Source organism: Kitasatospora sp. NPDC036934, from assembly GCF_055608425.1.
Genome location: NZ_JBVJQR010000010.1, coordinates 128,950 through 149,850 on the forward strand (window position 1 = coordinate 128,950; position 20,901 = coordinate 149,850).

The window sequence follows — 20,901 nt, forward strand, 5'->3', positions numbered from 1 at the left end:
TCTTGCAGTCAACCTCCGGCGCCTGCTTGACTCCTGGCCACCGTCCAGGGATCGAGGAGGCGCCGTCGTGCTGCCGCAAGCCGTCGTGCCGGAGCCCGAGTTCGACCTGCTGGTGGTCGGCGGGGTCGGTGTCGACACCATCGTCCGGGTCGACCGGCTGGAACTGCCGCCCGGCGACTCCCACCACGTCGAGCCGGTGCGCGACCACCTGGGCCACACCGGCACCGGCGTCGCCCTCGGCGCCCACCGCCTCGGCCTGCGCACCGCCCTGCTGGACTTCCTCGGCGACGATCCCCAGGGCGAGCTGGTCCGCGCCGCCCTCGACCGGCACGGCCTGCACTTCGCCCACCTGGTCAGCCCGCACGGCACCCCGCGCGGGGTCAACCTGGTGGACCGGGCCGGCCGCCGGTTCTCCTTCTTCGACAGCCGCCACCCCGCCGGCCTGCGGCTGCCGCGCGCCTTCCACCTCCCGTACGCCGAGCGCAGCCGGCACGTCCACCTCTCGATCACCGGCGTCAACCGGGACATGTACGGCGACCTCCACCGGCTCGGCCGCACCACCTCCACCGACCTGCACGACTGGGACGGCGAGAACCCGCACCACCGCGACTACGCCCTGGGCTCCGACCTGGTGTTCCTCTCGGTGGCCGGCTGCCGCGACCGCTACGAGCGGGTGATGCGGGCGATCCTCGCCGAGGGCCGGGCCGCCGTGGTGGTCGCCACCGCGGGCGCCGAGGGCTGCCACCTGCTCACCCGCGAGGACGGCGTGCTGCGCCACCTGCCCGCGGTCGACCCGGGCCGCCCGGTGGTGGACACCAACGGCGCCGGGGACGCCTTCGCCGCCGGCTTCCTGTACGCCTGGTTCCGCGGCCACCCGCCGCTGGACTGCGCCCGGGCCGGCTCGGCCGCGGGGGCCTTCGCCTGCACCTCCGCCGGGACGCACACCGGCTTCATCGAGGCGTCCGTCTTGGATACCCTCCTCGGACCGGCCCCCGATCGCCGGTCGGAATGAGCCGTTGAGGGATTCTCATCGAGCTCCAAGCCTGCGGTAACGAGCCTTCCAGGCTGAGGCGTCATAGTCATTGACCGAACGAGGCGCCGAGCAGGGCAGGGGAATCAGGAATGGGCCAGCACAGCCGCGCGAGGTCACGCCGTCACCGTCTGCTGGCCCCCTCGCTGTTCACCGCGCTGTCCGCGGTCGTGGTGGCCGGGGTGGTCGCCGGGACGCACGGGTTCAGCCTGGCCGACGCGTCGGCCGCCGGGAAGGTCGCCCGCAGCACCCGGCCCGTCGTCTCCGCCCCGGCGCCGTCCCCGACCGCCACCACCACGGCGGAGCCCGCCCCGGTCGCGGACACCACCCCGAGCGGCAGCCCGACCCCCACTCCGGCCGCCACGCCGACCCCCGCCGACACCCCGACGCCCACCGCCGCCGCCACCCCCGACGTGCGCGACGCCGTGCTCGGCACGACCGCCCCCGCCCCCGCCGACAACCGGGAGACCTCCACCGTCGGCGCCCTCTTCAGCGGCCCGGTCGGGGCGGGCGACCACTTCTGCACCGCCAGCGTGCTGCACAGCGCCACCGGCAACCTGCTGCTGACCGCCGCGCACTGCCTCAGCAGCGCGAGCGGGGTGACCTTCGCCCCCGGCTACCGGGACGGCTCCGCCCCGTACGGCACCTGGCGGGTGACCGCGGTGCACACCGCCTCCGGCTGGTCCCAGAACGGCGACGTGGACGAGGACTTCGCGATCCTGGAGACCGCCCCCAACAACGGCCGCAACGTCGAGGACGTGGTCGGCGGCAACAAGCTGGGTGCCGACGAGCCCTTCGGCTCCACCGTCCGCCTCTACGGCTACCCGGCCGACGCCGAGAAGCCCAACCTGTGCACCAACACCACCGGCCAGCAGAGCACTTACCAGCGCGTCATCCAGTGCCCGTCCTACCCGGCCGGCACCAGCGGCGGCCCGTGGATCGACACCGCCACCGGTGACGTGGTCGGCGCCATCGGCGGCTACCAGCAGGGCGGCGACTCCGACGACACCTCGTACAGCGCCTACTTCGACCACACCATCGCCACCCTGTACACCCAGGTCGAGGGCAGCGCCCCCTGATCCGGCGGGCCCACCCCCACGGGGCCGGGCCCGCCGGCACCGGCACCGGCCCCGGGCGGCCGTGCCCGGACATGACGAAGGCCCAGATCCGTGGATCAACTCCACTGATCTGGGCCTCGGTCGCACTTACTGCTAAGTGCCCCCGGTAGGATTCGAACCTACGCACCCGCCTCCGGAGGGCGGTGCTCTATCCCCTGAGCTACGGGGGCCTGTTGGCCTGTCGGCCGCTCGCGCGTTCCGACGGAATGAACACTACCAGGCTTCCGACGGGGCTCGTGCACGGGTTTCCGGAAAGATCGTCGGGGCGGGCCCGGTGGCCCGGTGGGCGGAAGTGCCCAAAGGCCGGACGGGGCGACGGGGCCGCCGATACCCTCGGTGAGGTGTCGGGAGTGTCCGGGCGGGTCCTCGTGGTGGACGACAGCGAGGTGATCCGCCAGCTGATCAGGGTCAACCTGGAGCTCGAGGGCTTCGAGGTGGTGACCGCCGCCGACGGCGCCGAGTGCCTGGAGGTCATCCGCCGGGTGAAGCCCGACGTGGTGACGCTGGACGTGGTGATGCCGCGGCTGGACGGCCTGCGGACGGCGGCCCGGCTGCGCGCGACCCCGGACACCAGCACGCTGCCGATCGCGATCGTGAGCGCCTGCACCCCGGCGGACCTCGACCTGGGGGAGGCGGTCGGGGTGGACGGCTACCTCGGCAAGCCCTTCGACCCCGCCGATCTGGTGGCGCTGGTCCGGCGGCTGGTGCGGGCGGGAGAACGGTCCGACGCGTTTCGCCCTGAGCGAACAGAACGGACGGATCGCGGCTGACACCCCCCCGCGCGGGGGTGCCACGGCGTCTCAACCGGCAAACCGGGTGGCGGGCGGGTACCCCGTCTCGCCTACGCTTGGCGTCGTGACCCCCGCAGACCTTTCCCAGGCAATCCAGGCCGCAGTGAGCTCCGCCGTCGAGGCGGGTGAACTGGCCGTCGCCGTGCCCGAGCACGTGACGGTCGAGCGGCCCAAGAACCGGGACCACGGCGACTACGCGACGAACGTGGCCCTCCAGCTCGCCAAGGCGGCCGGCAAGCCGCCGCGAGCCATTGCCGAGGTCCTGGCCGGGCGCCTGCGAGGGATCACCGGTGTGGCCGAGGTCGACATCGCCGGTCCGGGCTTCCTGAACATCACCCTGGACACCGCCACCGCCGGTGCGCTCGCCCGCACCATCGTCGAGGCGGGCGAGGCCTACGGCCGCAACGAGGCCCTCAAGGGCCTGAAGATCAACCTGGAGTTCGTCTCCGCCAACCCGACCGGCCCGATCCACATCGGCGGCGTCCGCTGGGCCGCCGTCGGCGACTCGCTGGCGCGCGTGCTGCGGGCCTCCGGCGCCGACGTCACCACCGAGTACTACCTCAACGACGCCGGCGTGCAGATCACCAAGTTCGCCGCCTCCCTGCAGGCCGCCGCGAACGGCCGCGAGGTGCCCGAGGGCGGCTACGTCGGCGAGTACATCGTCGACATCGCCAAGACCCTCACCGACGCGATCCCGGGCGTGCTCGACCTGCCCGAGGCCGAGCAGCTGGAGGTCTTCCGCACCGAGGGCCTCAAGCTCATGGTGGCCGAGATCAAGCGCTCGATGGACGAGTTCGGCACCCACTTCGACGTGTGGTTCTCGGAGAAGTCGCTGCACGACTCCGGCGCCGTCGAGAAGGCCATCGACCGGCTGCGCGAGCAGGGCCACGTCTTCGACCAGGACGGCGCGGTCTTCCTGCGCACCACCGACTTCGGCGACGACAAGGACCGCGTCCTGATCAAGGCCGACGGCGACAAGACCTACTTCGCCGCCGACGCCGCGTACTACCTGTCCAAGCGGGACCGCGGCGCCGAGGTCGCGCTCTACATGCTGGGCGCCGACCACCACGGCTACGTCAACCGCCTCAAGGCCATCTCGGCCTGCGCGGGCGACGACATGAACCGCAACATCGAGGTGAAGATCGGCCAGTTCGTGAAGATGCTTCGCGACGGCGAAGAGGTCCGCATGTCCAAGCGGGCCGGCAACATCATCACGATCGACGACGTGGTCGAGTGGATCGGCGTCGACGCCGCCCGCTACACCCTGGCGCGCTCCTCCACGGACTCGACGATCACGCTGGACATCAACATCCTGACCAGCCAGACCAACGAGAACCGGGTCTACTACGTCCAGTACGCCCACTCGCGGATGTGCGCCGTCCAGCGCAACGCCGACGACCAGGGCATCACGCGCGGTGCGGCCGAGGACTTCAAACCGGAGCTGCTGGCCACCGACTGGGAGTCCGACCTGCTCGGCCACCTCGGCGAGTTCCCGCGCGTGCTGGCCTCGGCCGGCGAGCTGCGCGAGCCGCACCGGGTCGCCGTGTACCTGGAGGAGCTGGCGGCCAAGTACCACCGCTTCTACGACAACTGCCGCATCCTGCCCCGGGGCGACGAGGAGGTCACGGACCTCACGCGCGCCCGCCTCTGGCTGGCCGACGCGACGCGCACGGTCGTCGCCAACGGCCTCACGCTCCTGGGCGTGACGGCGCCCGAGCGGATGTAAGCACCACCCCCAAGCGCACGGCGGGGGCGGCTGACGGTCAACGGGGACCGTCGCCGCCCCTCGCCATAGGTCTCGAAGGACTGGCTAAACGATGAGTCGTTCCGCACACCCCGCAGGCCCCCGCCACGGCGACGTCCTGCCCGAGGGCCACTACCAGGCCCCGCCGGCCGACCTGAACGCGCTCGACCCGAAGGTCTGGTCGCGCACCGTAGCCCGTGATGCCGACGGCGTGGCCACCGTCGGCGGGATCGACGTCAAGCGGCTGGCGGCCGAGTTCGGCACCCCGGCCTACGTGCTCGACGAGGAGGACTTCCGCAGCCGGGCCCGCGCCTGGCGGGACGCCTTCGGCACCGGCGCGGACGTCTACTACGCCGGAAAGGCGTTCCTCTCCAAGGCGGTCGTGCGCTGGCTGCACGAGGAGGGCCTCAACCTCGACGTGTGCAGCGCCGGCGAGCTGGCGGTGGCACTGGCCGCCGGCATGCCGCCGGAGCGGATCGCGCTGCACGGCAACAACAAGTCGGTGGACGAACTCGAGCACGCGGTGAAGACCGGGGTCGGGCACATCGTGGTCGACTCCTACGAGGAGATCGAGCGGCTGGCCGCGATCGCCGCCCGCCAGGGCGTGCGCCAGCAGGTGCTGATCCGGGTCACCGTCGGCGTCGAGGCGCACACCCACGAGTTCATCGCCACCGCGCACGAGGACCAGAAGTTCGGCCTGTCGCTGACCGGCGGAGCGGCCGCCGAGGCGGTGCGCCGGGTGCTCGGCCACGACAGCCTGGAGCTGCGCGGCATCCACTCGCACATCGGTTCGCAGATCTTCGACATGGCGGGCTTCGAGGTCGCCGCCCGCCGGGTGGTCGGCCTGCTGGCCGGGATCCGCGACGAGCACGGCGTGGAACTGCCCGAGATCGACCTCGGAGGCGGCCTGGGCATCGCCTACACCAGCGAGGACGACCCGCGCGAGCCGGCCGAGATCGCCGCCGCACTGGCCGAGATCGTCCGCCGCGAGTGCGCCGCCGCGAACCTGAGCGCCCCCCGGCTGAGCGTGGAGCCGGGCCGAGCGATCGTCGGCCCGACCGCGTTCACCCTGTACGAGGTCGGCACGGTCAAGCCGTTGGAGGGCCTGCGCACCTACGTCAGCGTGGACGGCGGGATGTCCGACAACATCCGCACCGCGCTGTACGACGCCGAGTACTCGGTGGCCCTGGTGTCGCGCACCAGCGACGCGGAGCCGATGCTGGTCCGGGTGGTCGGCAAGCACTGCGAGTCCGGCGACATCGTGGTCAAGGACGCCTTCCTGCCGGCCGACCTGGCCCCCGGCGACCTCGTCGCGGTGCCCGCCACCGGCGCCTACTGCCGCTCGATGGCGAGCAACTACAACCACGCCCTCAGGCCTCCGGTGCTCGCCGTCAAGGACGGTGCGGCCCGGGTGCTCGTCCGGCGCGAGACGGAGGAGGATCTCCTGCGTCTGGATATCGGATGACGAAATCCTTGTCTCAGATCATGGAACGACCGTAGATCCGTGCGGAAAGTCCCCGAGACTGGTACGGACCGAAGTTCCCGGCGGTCCCCGAAAAACCGCCGGAAATACCGAAGCACGAGAATGCAGAGCGGAGTCGGATGATGCGTACGCGCCCGCTGAAGGTGGCGTTGCTGGGTTGTGGTGTGGTGGGCTCCGAGGTGGCGCGCATCATGACGACGACGGCCGACGACCTCGCCGCTCGCATCGGTGCCCCGGTCGAGCTCGCCGGGATCGCGGTCCGCCGGGCCGGCCGGGTGCGCCCGGGGGTGCCCGAGCACCTGATCACCACCGACGCCGAGGCCCTGGTGGGCCGGGGCGACATCGACGTGGTGGTCGAGGTGGTGGGCGGGATCGAGCCCTCCAAATCGCTGATCCTGTCCGCCTTCAAGCAGGGTGCCTCGGTGGTCAGCGCCAACAAGGCGCTGCTCGCCCAGGACGGCACCGAGCTGCACGCGGCCGCCGCCGCGGCCGGTGTGGACCTGTACTACGAGGCCGCGGTGGCGGGCGCGATCCCGCTGCTGCGCCCGCTGCGCGAGTCCCTCGCCGGGGACAAGGTGAACCGGGTGCTGGGCATCGTCAACGGCACCACCAACTTCATCCTGGACAAGATGGACACCACCGGCGCCGGCTACTCGGAGGCGCTGGAGGAGGCCACCGCGCTCGGTTACGCCGAGGCCGACCCGACGGCCGACGTCGAGGGCTTCGACGCCGCCGCCAAGGCCGCGATCCTGGCCGGGATCGCCTTCCACACCAAGGTCACCGCCGCGGACGTCTACCGCGAGGGCATCACCGAGGTGACCGCCGCCGACATCGCCTCCGCCAAGGAGATGGGCGCCGTGGTCAAGCTGCTCGCGATCTGCGAGCGGGCCGCCGACGGCGAGTCCGTCACCGCGCGCGTCCACCCGGCGATGATCCCGCTCTCGCACCCGCTGGCGTCCGTCCGCGAGGCGTACAACGCGGTGTTCGTCGAGGCCGAGGCGGCCGGCCGGCTGATGTTCTACGGCCCCGGCGCGGGCGGCTCGCCGACCGCCTCCGCGGTGCTCGGCGACCTGGTCGCGGTCTGCCGCAACAAGCTGGCCGGCTCCACCGGCCCCGGTGACTCCGTGTACACGCAGCTGCCCGCCAAGCCGATGGACGAGGTGGTCACCCGCTACCACGTCAGCCTGGACGTGGACGACCGGGCGGGCGTGCTCGCCCAGGTCGCGTCCGTCTTCGCCGAGCACGGCGTCTCCATCGACACCGTGCGCCAGCAGGGCCGCGACGGCGACGCCTCGCTCGTCGTGGTCACCCACCGTGCCACCGACGCCGCGCTGTCGGCGACGGTCGACAAGCTCCGCGCGCTGGACAGCGTGCGGGACGTGGCCAGCATCATGCGGGTCGAAGGGGAATAAGGAACCAGCCATGAACGCCGTTGCCGAGAACGTCGTCCGAGGCGCGCACACCCACCAGTGGCGCGGCCTGATCGAGGAGTACCGGGACCGCCTGCCGGTCACCGCGGCCACCCCGGTGGTCACCCTGCTGGAGGGCGGCACGCCCCTGGTACCCGCGCAGGTGCTCTCCGAGCGCACCGGCTGCGAGGTCTACCTCAAGGTCGAGGGCGCCAACCCGACGGGCTCCTTCAAGGACCGCGGGATGACGATGGCCATCTCCAAGGCCAAGGAGGCGGGCGCGCAGGCCGTCATCTGCGCTTCCACCGGCAACACTTCGGCCTCCGCCGCCGCGTACGCGGTGCGGGCCGGGATGGTCTGCGCGGTGCTCGTCCCGCAGGGCAAGATCGCCCTGGGCAAGATGGGCCAGGCGCTGGTGCACGGCGCCCGGATCCTGCAGGTCGACGGCAACTTCGACGACTGCCTGACGCTGGCCCGCGAACTGTCCGAGAAGTACCCGGTGGCGCTGGTCAACTCGGTGAACCCGGTGCGGATCGAGGGTCAGAAGACGGCGGCCTTCGAGATCGTCGACATGCTCGGCGACGCCCCGGACATCCACGTCCTGCCGGTGGGCAACGCGGGCAACATCACCGCCTACTGGAAGGGCTACCGGGAGTACGCCACCGACGGGATGGCAGCCCGCACCCCGCGGATGTGGGGCTTCCAGGCGGCCGGTTCGGCCCCGATCGTGGACGGCGCGCCCGTCCTCAAGCCGCAGACCATCGCCACCGCGATCCGGATCGGCAACCCGGCCTCCTGGGACTTCGCGCTCGCCGCGCGGGACGAGTCCGGCGGCCTCATCGACAAGGTGACGGATCGTCAGATCCTGGCCGCCTACCGGCTGTTGGCCTCGCAGGAAGGCGTCTTCGTGGAGCCCGCCTCGGCCGCCTCGGTGGCCGGTCTGCTGGCCAAGGCGGAGGCCGGCCTGGTCGACCCGGGCCAGCGGATCGTCTGCACGGTGACCGGCAACGGCCTCAAGGACCCGGACTGGGCGGTGGCCGGCGCGCCGCAGCCGCAGGTCGTCCCGGTCGACCCGGCGGCCGCGGCCCGGCAGCTCGGACTGCTCGACTGACGGCGGGTCGGACACTTCGACAGGCCGACCCTTTCGAGGGGCGGCCCGTCGAAGTTCTCCGGTGACACTTTTGTGTCAATTCCGCTTCGCATTCCGATCCGATTCCATCCCGCTCTTCGACCGGGAGGGGTGCGCATTCCGGCCAGAACCGGCAACACACCAGATCGAAGGCCCACGGGGTGTACCACTGGGGAACCTCTCTTCGATACTCTGGGTCCGGCCGTGTGGCACATGCCCCGGGCTCGTCCTGGTACGGGCCGCGCCGACGACAGCGACCGCCAGGCCCGAGTGGCCCGCGGCCCTTCCCCCACCCTCGCACCGACGACGCGCTCCGCGCCGCCCGATTTCCCCAGGAGAGTCCACCGCATGGCCGGTCCTGCGTTCCGTGCCGCCGCCGTCCGGGTCAGGGTTCCCGCGACCAGCGCCAATCTCGGCCCGGGCTTCGACGCCTTCGGGCTCGCGCTGGGTCTGTACGACGACGTGGTCGTCCGGGTCTCCGACTCCGGCCTCGCCGTCGACATCGCCGGCGAGGGCGCCGGGACGCTGCCCCGGGACGAGCGCCACCTGCTGGTCCGCTCGATGCGGGCCGCCTTCGACCGGCTCGGCGGCCAGCCGCGCGGCCTCGAAGTGGTCTGCGCCAACCGGATACCGCACGGCCGCGGCCTGGGCTCCTCCTCGGCCGCCATCTGCGCCGGCATCGTGGCCGCCCGCGCCGTCACCATCGGCGGCCCGTCCGCGCTGGACGACGACGCGCTGCTGGCCCTCGCCTCCGAGCTGGAGGGCCACCCCGACAACGTCGCGGCCTGCCTGCGCGGCAACTTCACCATCGCCTGGACCGACGAGGAGTCGGCCAAGGCGGTCGCCCTGGAGCCCTCCGAGCAGGTCGTCCCGGTCGTGTTCGTCCCGGCCGGCGAGGTGCTCACCGAGACCGCCCGCGGCCTGCTGCCGAAGACCGTCCCGCTGGCCGACGCCGCCGTCAACGCGGGCCGTTCCGCGCTGCTGGTGGAGGCGTTGACCCGGCGGCCCGAGCTGCTCCTCGCCGCCACCGAGGACCGGCTGCACCAGGACTACCGCGCCTCCGCCATGCCGGAAAGCGCCGCGCTGGTCGGCGTGCTGCGCGCGGAGGGCGTCCCCGCGGTCATCTCCGGCGCCGGCCCGACCGTGCTGGCGCTCACCGACGAGGCGGGCGTCGACAAGGTGCTCGCCTTCGCCGGGCACCACGGTCACGGCGGCGACCCGGCGTTCGCCGCGCACCGTCTCGGCGTCGACCGGACCGGGGCCACCGTGCTCCCGCTGGACGTCTGAGCTGCGGGTTCGGCCCGGCGTCGAGCCGGGCCGTCCGGACACGATTGGCAAGCCCGAGGTCGGGGAATGTCTGAGGGGGTCGGTAGTGTTAACCTCATTGCTGCACCAGGTGCCCTCCGGGGCTCGGTGCGCCGCGTCCCGATCCCAGCGCTCCACTGCCGTGGAGCCGCCGCGATGTCCGGGGCGACGATTCTCCGGGAGCCCACCGCAGCGCGTACGCAGCCTGCCTGCGCGACACGCGGCCGCATCCCGAAGCCGTGACGGCACCTGACTCCCACCCGCGGCCTCCCACCTGGAGGCACAGGACGGGCGGAGCGCGGGCCACCGTCACGCGACGGGGGCCCGGGATTCGCAGGCAGCGTGGGGGCAACGCCCTCTGGGGAGGCCGATACACGGCCGCCCACGCGCCACCTCAGCACCACCGTGCTTCATGCACCGCACCTCGCAGCTCTCCCTCGACGGGCTCCCGCCATTCGAGGGATCACCGCCTCGGACCGACGCAGTCGAGCGTCGGTCAGGACAGCACAACCGGTCGCCGAGCCAGACAGGCCGACGTCCGCTCCAGGGAAGGACCCTTAGTGAGCGACTCCACCGATCTGATGGGCGCGCGCCCGGACGCCGAGGCGTCGGACGCAGCCGCCGCCCCTGCTGCCCCGGCCCGCCGCCGCCGCAGTGCCGCCGCGGGCCTGGACGGCATGGTCCTCGCCGAGCTGCAGAAGCTCGCCGCGGACCTGGGCATCACCGGTACCGGACGCATGCGCAAGAGCCAGCTGATCGAGACCATCAAGGAGAAGAGCGGCGGGGACCCGCTGCTCGCCGCCGGTGGCGCCCCGGCCGCCAAGCGCACCGCCGCCAAGGCGGATGCCGAGGCCCCGGCCGAGAAGCCGGCCCGCCGCACCAAGGCCGCCGCCGCAGCCGCGGCCCCGGCCGCCGAGCCGCAGGCCCAGATCGAGATCCCGGTCCAGGCCGCCGCCGAGACCGCCGCGCCGGCCCGTGCCGAGCGCACCCGCCGCCGCGCCACCTCGGCCGCCGGTGCCCCCACCGCCCCGGTCGCGGCCGCCGAGGCCCCCGCCGAGGCCGCCACCGTCGCGGTGGCCGAGCCCAAGCAGGCCGACCGTCCTGCCGAGACCCGCGCCTTCGAGGGCCGGGAGGAGGGCCGCGAGACCCGTCGCGACCGCCGCGAGCGCCGCGACCGCCGCGACGGCGGCGAGCGCACCGAGCGGCAGGACGCCGGCGAGGCTCAGGCCGGGCAGGACGCCGACGGCCGCGAGTCGCGCCGCGACCGCCGCAACCGCCGCGAGCGGACCGACCGCCAGGGCGGCCAGCAGGGTCAGCAGCAGGGCCAGGGCGAGAGCCAGCCGCGCCGCGAGGGCGGCCAGGCCCAGCAGGCCCAGCAGCCGCAGGCCCAGCAGGGCGGCTACGACGACGACGAGTTCGGCGAGGGCCGTCGGGGCCGTCGCGGCCGGTACCGCGACCGCCGGGGCCGCCGCGGCCGCGAGGGCTTCGAGGCCGGCCCGGTCGAGACGCAGATCGGCGAGGACGACGTCCTGATCCCGGTCGCGGGCATCCTCGACATCCTCGACAACTACGCGTTCGTCCGCACCTCCGGCTACCTGCCGGGCCAGAACGACGTCTACGTCTCGCTCGCCCAGGTCCGCAAGAACGGCCTGCGCAAGGGTGACGCCATCACCGGTGCGGTGCGCCAGCCGCGCGAGGGCGAGCGCCGCGAGAAGTTCAACGCCATGGTGCGGCTGGACTCCGTCAACGGCATGGACCCGGAGACCGGCCGCGGCCGCCCCGAGTTCAACAAGCTCACCCCGCTGTACCCGCAGGACCGGCTGCGCCTGGAGACCGACCCGGGCGTGCTGACCACCCGGATCATCGACCTGGTGTCGCCGATCGGCAAGGGCCAGCGCGGTCTGATCGTCGCGCCGCCGAAGACCGGCAAGACCATGGTGCTGCAGGCGGTCGCCAACGCGATCACCCACAACAACCCCGAGTGCCACCTGATGGTCGTCCTGGTCGACGAGCGTCCGGAAGAGGTCACCGACATGCAGCGGTCGGTGAAGGGCGAGGTCATCTCCTCGACCTTCGACCGCCCGGCCGAGGACCACACCACCGTCGCCGAGCTGGCCATCGAGCGCGCCAAGCGCCTGGTGGAGCTGGGCCACGACGTGGTCATCCTGCTGGACTCGATCACCCGCCTGGGCCGCGCCTACAACCTGGCGGCGCCGGCCTCCGGACGCATCCTGTCCGGTGGTGTCGACTCGACCGCGCTGTACCCGCCGAAGAAGTTCTTCGGTGCCGCGCGCAACATCGAGAACGGCGGCTCGCTGACCATCCTGGCCACCGCGCTGGTCGAGACCGGCTCGCGCATGGACGAGGTGATCTTCGAGGAGTTCAAGGGCACCGGCAACATGGAGCTCAAGCTCGACCGGAAGCTCTCGGACAAGCGCATCTTCCCGGCCGTCGACGTGGACGCCTCCAGCACCCGCAAGGAGGAGATCCTGCTCGGCAGCGAGGAGTTGGCCATCGTCTGGAAGCTGCGCCGGGTGCTGCACGCGCTCGACTCGCAGCAGGCGATCGAGCTGCTCCTGGACAAGATGAAGCAGACCAAGAGCAACGCCGAGTTCCTGATGCAGATCGCCAAGACCACCCCCGGCTCCAACGACTGACGGTAGCCGGACGGCTGACGGACCACGGAACCCCGGATCGCGCGAGCGGTCCGGGGTTCCGCGCGTCCGCGGCCGCTTTGTTCCAGAGTTGGGACATCTTGGGACTATTTGATCTTCTTGTCCGATTTACTCTGGACCGTATGGCCGAGCACAAGAGGGTCCCGAGTCGCCGCCGCAAGGTCCTGCGGTGGTCCGCCTGCGCGGTCGCCGCGCTCGTCGTCGCCGGCGGCGGGGCTGGTGCCTACGCGTACCTGAAGCTCAACGGCAACATCAAGAGCGTCGACATCGACTCCCGCCTCGGTGACGCCCGGCCCCCGGCCGCCACCGACGGCTCCTTCAACATCCTGGTGCTGGGCTCCGACTCCCGGGTCGGTGAGAACGGCGACCTGGCCGGCGGGGACACCGGCGACTCCGCCCGCTCCGACACCGCGATGGTGGTGCACATCAGCCAGGACCACTCGCGGGCCTCCGTCGTCTCGATCCCGCGCGACACCCTGGTGGACCGCCCGCAGTGCACCGACGCCGGCGGCAAGGCCGTCCCGGCGGTCAAGCGCGCGATGTACAACAGCGCCTTCGAGTCCGGCGGCGCGGCCTGCGCGGTCAAGACCACCGAGCAGCTCACCGGGCTGCGGATGGACCACTACCTCCAGGTGGACTTCGCCGGCTTCGCCCGGGTCGTGGACGCGATAGGCGGGGCCACCGTGGACACCACGGTGGCCATCCACGACAAGGACAGCGGGCTCGACCTGCCGGCCGGCCAGCACCACCTCGACGGCCAGCAGGCGCTCGCCTTCGTGCGCACCCGGCACGGCGTCGGCGACGGCAGCGACCTCGGCCGGATCGAGCTGCAGAAGCAGATGGTGAAGTCGCTGCTCCAGCAGGCCGGCGGGATCGGGCTGTTCTCCAACCCGGTCAAGCTGTGGTCGATCGGCGACACCATGACCAAGAGCATCACCACCGACTCGGCGCTCGGCTCGGTGAACTCGCTGGTGGGGCTCGTCCAGGAGCTCAAGGGGATCGGACCGGACCAGCTGACCATGGTCACCCTGCCGGTGGTGACCGCCCCCGGCGACCCCAACCGGGTGGTCGAGCAGCAGCCGCAGGCCGGGAACCTCTGGGGGGCGCTCAAGGCCGACCAGCCGATCCCGCAGGCGGTCGTCTCGGCCCAGCCCGAGAACCCCGCCCAGGCGGCCCCCACGGCCTCCCCGACGGCCGTCCCGAAGCCCGCCCCGAAGCCCACTGCGACGGCCACCGCACGGCACTGACGGAGCCCGCCGGAACTATCCGGAATGTCCCCCGGAATAAGCCGCGACGGGCCTCGGTTTGGGAAGATGCGGCCGGTCCTGGCAGACTGGTACGTCGGTCCCGGTTCACGTGCGGCACTCCCAGCCGCCGACCCGGTGCCCTCCCGAAAACTAGGAGAACCCCTTGAAGTCCAACGTTCACCCGGAGTACGTGGTCACCCGCGTGACCTGCACCTGCGGCGCCGAGTTCACCACCCGCTCGACCGAGACCAGTGGCGAGATCCGCGCCGAGGTCTGCTCGCAGTGCCACCCGTTCTACACCGGCAAGCAGAAGATCCTCGACACCGGTGGCCGCGTGGCCCGCTTCGAGGCCCGCTTCGGCAAGCAGCACAGCGCGAAGGCCTAGCGCTCCCTCGGCGCCGGTTCCCGGTGCCCCCGTACTCGTTGTCGGGGGCGCAGGGGGCCGGCGCCGTTCGCGTCCCAGCGCGCGTTCCGCAGTTCCACCCGTTCCGAACCCCCACACGTTCCGAGCCCCCGGGAAGAAGGCCACCCCATGTTCGAGGCAGTCGAAGAGCTCCTCGTCGAGCACGCCGACCTCGAAACGAGGCTGGCCGACCCGTCGGTCCACGCGGACCAGAACAACGCCCGCAAGCTGGCCAAGCGGTACGCCGAGCTGACCCCGATCACCCGGGTCTACCGGCAGTGGCGGCAGGCCGGCGAGGACATCGAGGCCGCGCGCGAACTCGCCGCCGAGGACCCGGAGTTCCTCTCCGAGGTGAAGGACTCCGAGGCGCGCCGCGACGAGCTGACCGAAGAACTGCGCCTGCTGCTCGTCCCGCGTGACCCGAGCGACGACAAGGACGTCATCCTGGAGATCAAGGCGGGCGAGGGCGGCGAGGAGTCCGCGCTGTTCGCCGGCGACCTGCTCCGGATGTACCTGCGCTTCGCCGAGCGGGTCGGCTGGAAGACCGAGCTCATCGACTCCAACGAGTCCGACCTCGGCGGCTACAAGGACGTCTCGGTGGCCGTGAAGACCAAGGGCAACGCCGAGCCCGGCCAGGGCGTCTGGGCCCGGCTGAAGTACGAGGGCGGCGTGCACCGCGTGCAGCGCGTCCCCGCCACCGAGTCGCAGGGCCGCATCCACACCTCCGCGGCGGGCGTGCTGGTCACCCCCGAGGCGGAGGAGGTCGAGGTCGAGATCGTCGCCAACGACCTGCGGATCGACGTCTACCGGTCCTCCGGCCCCGGCGGCCAGTCGGTCAACACCACCGACTCCGCGGTCCGGATCACCCACCTGCCGACCGGTATCGTGGCGTCCTGCCAGAACGAGAAGAGCCAGCTGCAGAACAAGGAGCAGGCGATGCGCATCCTGCGTTCGCGGCTGCTGGCCGCCGCGCAGGAGGAAGCCGAGCGGGAGGCCTCGGACGCGCGTCGCAGCCAGGTCCGTACGGTGGACCGCTCCGAGCGGATCCGGACGTACAACTACCCGGAGAACCGCATCTCGGACCACCGCACGGGGTTCAAGTCGTACAACCTGGACCAGGTCCTGGACGGCGACCTGAACGCGGTGATCCAGTCCTGCGTCGACAAGGACGCGGCGGCCAAGCTCGCCGCGGCCCAAGAGAACTGAGACCGGCGCGCCCCAGCCCGACGCAAGCCCGAAGCCGGAGCGCAGAAACATGAGGTCGTACGGATGAACCTGCTGCTCGCCGAGGTGGCCCAGGCCACCCAGCGGTTGGCCGCGGCCGGCGTGCCGTCGCCGCGCTTCGACGCGGAGGAACTCGCCGCCTACGTCCACAACGTCAAGCGCAGCCAGTTGCACACGGTGAAGGACGCCGACTTCGACGCCCGCTACTGGGAGGCGGTCTCGCGCCGCGAGGCCCGCGAGCCGCTGCAGCACATCACCGGGCGGGCGTTCTTCCGCTACCTCGAACTGGCGGTCGGCCCCGGGGTGTTCGTGCCCCGGCCGGAGACCGAGACGGTCGTCGAGTGGGCGATAGACGCGGTGCGCGACATGGACGTCGCCGAGCCGCTGGTGGTCGACCTGTGCTCCGGCTCGGGTGCCATCGCGCTCGCCCTGGCCCAGGAACTGCCGCGCTCCACCGTGCACGCCTTCGAACTCGACCAGGGCGCGCTGGAGTACACCCGGCGCAACATCGAGGCAAGCCCGGACCGCGCCAGGGTCACCCTGCACGCCGGGGACGCCACCAAGGCCTTCGAGGACGACCGCTCCTGGGACGGCCGCTTCGACCTGGTGATCTCCAACCCGCCGTACATCCCGCTCACCGAGTGGGAGTACGTGGCGCCGGAGGCCCGCGACCACGACCCGCAGATGTCCCTGTTCTCCGGCGAGGACGGCCTGGACACCATCCGCGGCATCGAGCGGGTGGCCGCCCGGCTGCTGCGCCCGGGCGGCGCGGTGGTGATCGAGCACGCCGACCAGCAGGGCGGCCAGGTGCCGTGGATCTTCAACGAGGAACGCGGCTGGACGGACACTGCCGACCACCGCGACCTGAACAACCGGCCGCGCTTCACGACCGCCCGGAGGGTCGGGTCGTGAACATCGAGCACAGCACGACCGCCCGGAGGGTCGGGTCGTGAACATCGAGCACAGCACGACCGCCCGGAGGGTCGGGTCGTGAACATCGAGCACAGCACGACCGCCCGTAAAGCCGCGCTGTGAAGACCGCCGTGAACGTCATGAGCCTGTCCGGAAGGGGACCGCACCGATGAGCCGCCGCTACGACTGTGCCGACGCCGGGGACCGCGCCACGGGTCTGCGCGAGGCCGCCTCGGCCATCCGCCGCGGCGAACTCGTCGTGCTGCCCACCGACACCCTCTACGGGGTGGGCGCGGACGCCTTCTCCCCGGAGGCCGTCGGTGACCTGTTGGCCGCCAAGGGTCGTGGCCGCAACATGCCCTCGCCCGTCCTGGTCGGCTCGCCGACCACCCTGCACGGCCTGGTCACCGACTTCTCCGAGCAGGCCTGGGAGCTGGTCGACGCGTTCTGGCCCGGCGGTCTCACCCTGGTCGCCAAGCACCAGCCCTCGCTGCGCTGGGACCTCGGCGAGACCCGCGGCACCGTCGCGGTCCGGATGCCGCTGCACCCGGTCGCCATCGAGCTGCTGAACGCCACCGGCCCGCTGGCCGTCTCCAGCGCCAACAAGACCGGCGGTCCGTCCCCGGCGACCTGTGACGAGGCGCAGGCCCAGCTCGGCGACGCGATCTCGGTCTACCTGGACGGCGGGAAGGCCGACCACGCCACCGCCTCGTCCATCGTCGACGTCACCGGCAAGGTCCCGGTCCTGCTGCGGGCCGGCGCGATCAGCATCGAGCAGCTGAGGGAGGTCGTCCCCGACCTGGAGGCCGGAAGTTGACACCCATCGCCTCGCTCCATGACGGGCCCGGCATAGCGCCGTACCTGAGCGTGGGTCCCAGGCCGCTGGACCACTTCCGGATCCTGTTCGTCTGCACCGGGAACATCTGCCGCTCGCCGATAGCCGAGCGGCTCACCCGGCGTGAGCTGGACACCCGGCTCAGCCCCCGGGTGGCCGGGCGGATCCTGGTGGAGAGCGCCGGCACCTGGGGCCATGTGGGCGCGCCGATGGAGGACCACGCCGTGACCGTGCTCGACGAGTACGGCGCCGACAGCGGCGGCTTCACCGGCCGGGAGCTGCTGGACGAGCACGTGGTCGAGGCCGACCTGGTGCTCACCGCGACCCTGGACCACCGCGCCCAGGTGATCTCGATGGGCCACGAGGCGGGCCTGCGCACCTTCACGATGAAGGAGTTCACCCGGCTGGTGCGGACGATCGATCCGGGCACCCTGCCGGACCCGCGCCGCGGCGCCGACGTCACTGAGCGGGCCCGCGCCCTGGTCCGGGCCGCCGCCGCGCTGCGCGGCTGGCTGCTGGCCGCCACCCCGGAGTCCGACGAGGTGGACGACCCGTACGGGGCGCCGATCGGCATGTTCCGCAACTGCGGCGAGGAGATATTCCACGCGGTCGACCCGGTGGTGACCGCGCTCACCGGCGTCCCGGCGCCGCGCTGAGGCCTTTCGGGCGGGCCCCGGAGCCGAACGGCCCTGCGTCGCCGTGCTGAGCGTGCGGCCCGGTCATACCCTGGGTGGACCGTCCCTGCAGCGCCCGGGAGCCTGCCATGACCGTCACCGATGCCGCGAGCGGCTCGACCGCGACGAGGGGGCGCCCGTGGGCGTCCGAGGCGCTGCACCGGGCTGATCCGCAGATCGCCGACCTGCTGGCCGCCGAGGCCGAGCGGCGGGCCGAGACGATCCAGCTGCTGGCGGGGGAGAACCTCACCAGCCCCGCCGTCCTGGCGGCGCTGACCGGCCCGCTGATCGACAAGTACGCCGAGGGCTACCCGGGCCGCCGACACCACACCGGTTGCGCGCTGGCGGACGCCGCCGAGCTGCTGGCGATCGACCGGGCGCGCGAGCTGTTCGCCGCCCCGCACGCCAACGTCCAGCCCAGATCGGCGACTTCGGCGATGCTCGCGGCGTACGCGGCGCTGCTGCGGCCCGGTGACGGGGTGCTGGCGATGTCGCTGGAGCACGGCGGCCACCTCACCTGCGGCTCGCGGGCCAACTTCTCGGGCCGCTGGTTCGACTTCACCGGCTACGGTGTGCGCGAGTCGGACGGGCTGATCGACCTCGACCAGGTGCGCGACCTGGCCCACCAGCACCGTCCGAAGGCCATCGTGGCGGGGTCGATCTCGCACCCCCGGCACCCGGACTGGGCGGCCTTCCGGGAGATCGCGGACGAGGTGGATGCCTATCTGATCGCCTCCGTCGCGCAGACCACCGGCCTGGTCGCGGCCGGAGTGGCGCCTTCCCCGGTGCCGCACGCGGACGTCACGGTGGCGGCCACCCACAAGCTGCTGCGCGGTCCGCGCGGGGGCCTGCTGCTGTGCACCGCGGAGCTGGCCGAGCGGATCGACCGGGCGGTGTTCCCGTTCAGCCAGGGCGGGGCGGCGATGAACGAGGTGGCCGGCAAGGCGGTTGCGCTGGCGGAGGCCGGGACGCCCGCCTACCGGGCGTACGCGCAGCGGACGGTGTTCGGGGCGCAGGAGCTCGCCAGGGGGCTCGCAGAGGCCGGTATGCGCCCTCTGACGGGCGGTACCGACACCCACCTGGTGACCGTCGACGTCAGTCCGCTCGGCGTGACCGGTGCGGAGGCCGAACGGCGGTGCGCGGCGGCCGGGTTGCTGCTCGGCAAATGCGCGCTGCCGTTCGACCCGGCGCCGGTCGCCGAGGCCTCCGGGATCAGGCTGGGCACGGGCACCGTGACCAGTCAGGGGATGGGCGGGGCGGAGCTGGCCGAGATCGCCGCACTGATCGCCCGGCTGCTCGCCGGGGAGGCGGCCGCGCCGGTCGCGGAGCGGGTCCGAGGGCTGGCGGCGGCCTTCGCGGGGTGAGCCCGGGGGCCGGGCGTCCACAGGTATTCGGTTCTCCTACCCGGGAGGGCGAACCGCGATGCACGGACCGGGCGTCCGACTCAATAAGGTGTGTGCCGTGGCGACGCACCTCGAACCCCGGGAAGGCAGGGGAGTACCTTCGGTACCTCCCCGTTCGACAGTGATGCAGGAGGCCAGTGGTGCGTGAGTATCTGCTGGTGCTGTTCTGCACCGCCGCCGTGACCTATCTGCTGACCGGCCCGGTCCGGAAGTTCGCCATCGCGGCCGGCGCGATGCCCCCGGTCCGCGCCCGCGACGTGCACCGCGAGCCCACCCCGCGGCTCGGCGGCATCGCGATGTTCGGCGGGCTGTGCGCGGGCATCCTGGTCGCCTCGCAGCTGGACAACCTGAGCAAGGTGTTCAACGGGGGCAGTGACATCCGCGCGCTGCTCTCCGGCGCCGGGATCATGTTCCTGCTCGGGGTGCTGGACGACAAGTGGGGCGTCGACGCCCTGGTGAAGCTCGGCGGCCAGATGATCGCCGCCGGTGTGATGGTCTGGCAGGGCGTCACGGTGATCACCCTCCCGGTGCCCGGCGTCGGCCCGGTCGCGGTGAGCCCGACCCAGGGCATGGTCATCTCGGTCACCCTGGTCGTCGTCATGGTCAACGCGGTGAACTTCATCGACGGCCTGGACGGCCTGGCGGGCGGCATGGTCTGCATCGCCGCGATGGCGTTCTTCCTGTACAGCTACCGGCTCTGGTACGGCTACGCGATCACCGACGCGGCCCCCGCCGTGCTGTTCAGCGTGCTGCTGATCGGCATGTGCATCGGCTTCCTGGCGCACAACATGCACCCCGCGCGGATCTTCATGGGCGACTCCGGCTCGATGATGCTGGGGCTGATGCTGGCCGTCGCCGCGATCTCGATCACCGGCCGGGTCGACCCGGACCTGATCAACAGCGAGACCGGTTCGCAGACCGCCACCGTGCACACCCTGGTGCCGATCTACATCCCGCTGCTGCTGCCGCTGACGGTCATCGCGCTGCCGCTGGCCGACCTGCTGCTCGCGGTGGTGCGCCGCACCTGGGCCGGCCAGTCCCCGTTCGCCGCGGACAAGCGCCACCTGCACCACCGACTGCTCCAGGTCGGGCACTCGCACAGCCGGGCCGTGCTGATCATGTACTTCTGGGCGGCGCTGATCGCCTTCGGCACGGTCGCCTTCTCGGTGACCAACACCGGCCGCACGGTGGTGCTGACCCTCGCCGGGCTCTGCCTGGTCGGCCTGGTGGTGCTGCTGACCCCGCGGTTCCGGCCGCGGGCGCCCCGGGCGGTGCAGTCCTTCGTCCCGCCGCGGTACCGGCGGCGGTCGTCCGGCGCACCGATGGCCGAACTGTCGGCGAAGGACAAGCAACTTCTCGGTGAAGCCGGCCGGGACCCGTCCGCGGCCTCCAGCCACGGCAAGGCCACCGGCCGTCGGTGACACGGAAGTTGACGACCCGCCAACTGGGCTCACTCGTTCGGCGGAATCGTTGCTCCGTCGGTGTGACAGGAGCCACACATTCATGGTAAAGCTCTCAT

17 protein-coding genes and 1 tRNA gene are annotated in these 20,901 nt (G+C 72.2%); 17 read left to right on the top strand and 1 reads right to left on the bottom strand.

Features of this window, described 5'->3' with window-relative positions; translation table 11 throughout:
- The first annotated feature begins 70 nt into the window (after nucleotides 1–70).
- Both ACZ7BZ_RS17370 and ACZ7BZ_RS17375 read left to right on the top strand, forming a co-directional pair.
- A complete protein-coding gene (locus tag ACZ7BZ_RS17370; RefSeq protein WP_470359146.1) occupies nucleotides 71–1,012 on the top strand; it encodes a carbohydrate kinase family protein in 942 nt (313 codons plus the stop codon).
- A 110-nt stretch (nucleotides 1,013–1,122) separates the two neighbouring features.
- Nucleotides 1,123–2,109 carry a trypsin-like serine peptidase gene (locus tag ACZ7BZ_RS17375; RefSeq protein WP_470359059.1) on the top strand — a complete coding sequence of 329 codons (987 nt, stop codon included), beginning with the start codon at nucleotides 1,123–1,125 and terminating at the stop codon, nucleotides 2,107–2,109.
- 137 nt (nucleotides 2,110–2,246) lie between these two features.
- Here ACZ7BZ_RS17375 and ACZ7BZ_RS17380 read toward each other — a convergent pair.
- A tRNA-Arg gene (locus tag ACZ7BZ_RS17380) sits at nucleotides 2,247–2,318 on the bottom strand.
- A gap of 171 nt (nucleotides 2,319–2,489) precedes the next feature.
- Between ACZ7BZ_RS17380 and ACZ7BZ_RS17385 the strand changes: the two genes are divergently transcribed.
- From ACZ7BZ_RS17385 to ACZ7BZ_RS17455, 15 genes are all read left to right on the top strand, one after another.
- Nucleotides 2,490–2,918: a response regulator gene (locus tag ACZ7BZ_RS17385; RefSeq protein WP_470359060.1), complete on the top strand. Its 429-nt coding sequence runs from the start codon at nucleotides 2,490–2,492 to the stop codon at nucleotides 2,916–2,918.
- A gap of 85 nt (nucleotides 2,919–3,003) precedes the next feature.
- On the top strand, nucleotides 3,004–4,665 hold the full coding sequence (argS, locus tag ACZ7BZ_RS17390; protein ID WP_470359061.1) for an arginine--tRNA ligase: 1,662 nt from the start codon (nucleotides 3,004–3,006) through the stop codon (nucleotides 4,663–4,665).
- 91 nt (nucleotides 4,666–4,756) lie between these two features.
- A complete protein-coding gene (gene lysA, locus ACZ7BZ_RS17395; RefSeq protein ID WP_470359062.1) occupies nucleotides 4,757–6,148 on the top strand; it encodes a diaminopimelate decarboxylase in 1,392 nt (463 codons plus the stop codon).
- A gap of 137 nt (nucleotides 6,149–6,285) precedes the next feature.
- Nucleotides 6,286–7,578, top strand: a complete 1,293-nt coding sequence (locus ACZ7BZ_RS17400; protein ID WP_470359063.1) for a homoserine dehydrogenase — start codon at nucleotides 6,286–6,288, stop codon at nucleotides 7,576–7,578.
- A gap of 10 nt (nucleotides 7,579–7,588) precedes the next feature.
- A complete protein-coding gene (thrC, locus tag ACZ7BZ_RS17405) occupies nucleotides 7,589–8,686 on the top strand; it encodes a threonine synthase (protein WP_470359064.1) in 1,098 nt (365 codons plus the stop codon).
- Nucleotides 8,687–9,052: 366 nt separating this feature from the next.
- On the top strand, nucleotides 9,053–9,991 hold the full coding sequence (thrB, locus tag ACZ7BZ_RS17410; protein WP_470359065.1) for a homoserine kinase: 939 nt from the start codon (nucleotides 9,053–9,055) through the stop codon (nucleotides 9,989–9,991).
- Between the two features lie 578 nt (nucleotides 9,992–10,569).
- Complete coding sequence (rho, locus tag ACZ7BZ_RS17415) at nucleotides 10,570–12,666, top strand: transcription termination factor Rho (RefSeq protein WP_470359066.1); 2,097 nt, start codon at nucleotides 10,570–10,572, stop codon at nucleotides 12,664–12,666.
- Between the two features lie 140 nt (nucleotides 12,667–12,806).
- Nucleotides 12,807–13,931 (top strand): LCP family protein, encoded by a 1,125-nt coding sequence (locus ACZ7BZ_RS17420; RefSeq protein WP_470359067.1) that lies wholly within the window; start codon nucleotides 12,807–12,809, stop codon nucleotides 13,929–13,931.
- 163 nt (nucleotides 13,932–14,094) lie between these two features.
- Nucleotides 14,095–14,316 (top strand): 50S ribosomal protein L31, encoded by a 222-nt coding sequence (gene rpmE, locus ACZ7BZ_RS17425; protein WP_030235761.1) that lies wholly within the window; start codon nucleotides 14,095–14,097, stop codon nucleotides 14,314–14,316.
- Nucleotides 14,317–14,463: 147 nt separating this feature from the next.
- A complete protein-coding gene (gene prfA, locus ACZ7BZ_RS17430) occupies nucleotides 14,464–15,540 on the top strand; it encodes a peptide chain release factor 1 (protein ID WP_380452892.1) in 1,077 nt (358 codons plus the stop codon).
- Nucleotides 15,541–15,603: 63 nt separating this feature from the next.
- Complete coding sequence (prmC, locus tag ACZ7BZ_RS17435) at nucleotides 15,604–16,470, top strand: peptide chain release factor N(5)-glutamine methyltransferase (RefSeq protein WP_380452894.1); 867 nt, start codon at nucleotides 15,604–15,606, stop codon at nucleotides 16,468–16,470.
- A 169-nt stretch (nucleotides 16,471–16,639) separates the two neighbouring features.
- Nucleotides 16,640–17,287, top strand: coding sequence for an L-threonylcarbamoyladenylate synthase (locus ACZ7BZ_RS17440; protein WP_380452896.1), 648 nt, complete (start codon nucleotides 16,640–16,642; stop codon nucleotides 17,285–17,287).
- Between the two features lie 32 nt (nucleotides 17,288–17,319).
- Complete coding sequence (locus ACZ7BZ_RS17445) at nucleotides 17,320–17,961, top strand: arsenate reductase/protein-tyrosine-phosphatase family protein (RefSeq protein WP_380452987.1); 642 nt, start codon at nucleotides 17,320–17,322, stop codon at nucleotides 17,959–17,961.
- Nucleotides 17,962–18,068: 107 nt separating this feature from the next.
- On the top strand, nucleotides 18,069–19,343 hold the full coding sequence (locus tag ACZ7BZ_RS17450; RefSeq protein ID WP_470359068.1) for a serine hydroxymethyltransferase: 1,275 nt from the start codon (nucleotides 18,069–18,071) through the stop codon (nucleotides 19,341–19,343).
- 179 nt (nucleotides 19,344–19,522) lie between these two features.
- A complete protein-coding gene (locus ACZ7BZ_RS17455; RefSeq protein ID WP_380452900.1) occupies nucleotides 19,523–20,803 on the top strand; it encodes an MraY family glycosyltransferase in 1,281 nt (426 codons plus the stop codon).
- Nucleotides 20,804–20,901: the final 98 nt, after the last annotated feature.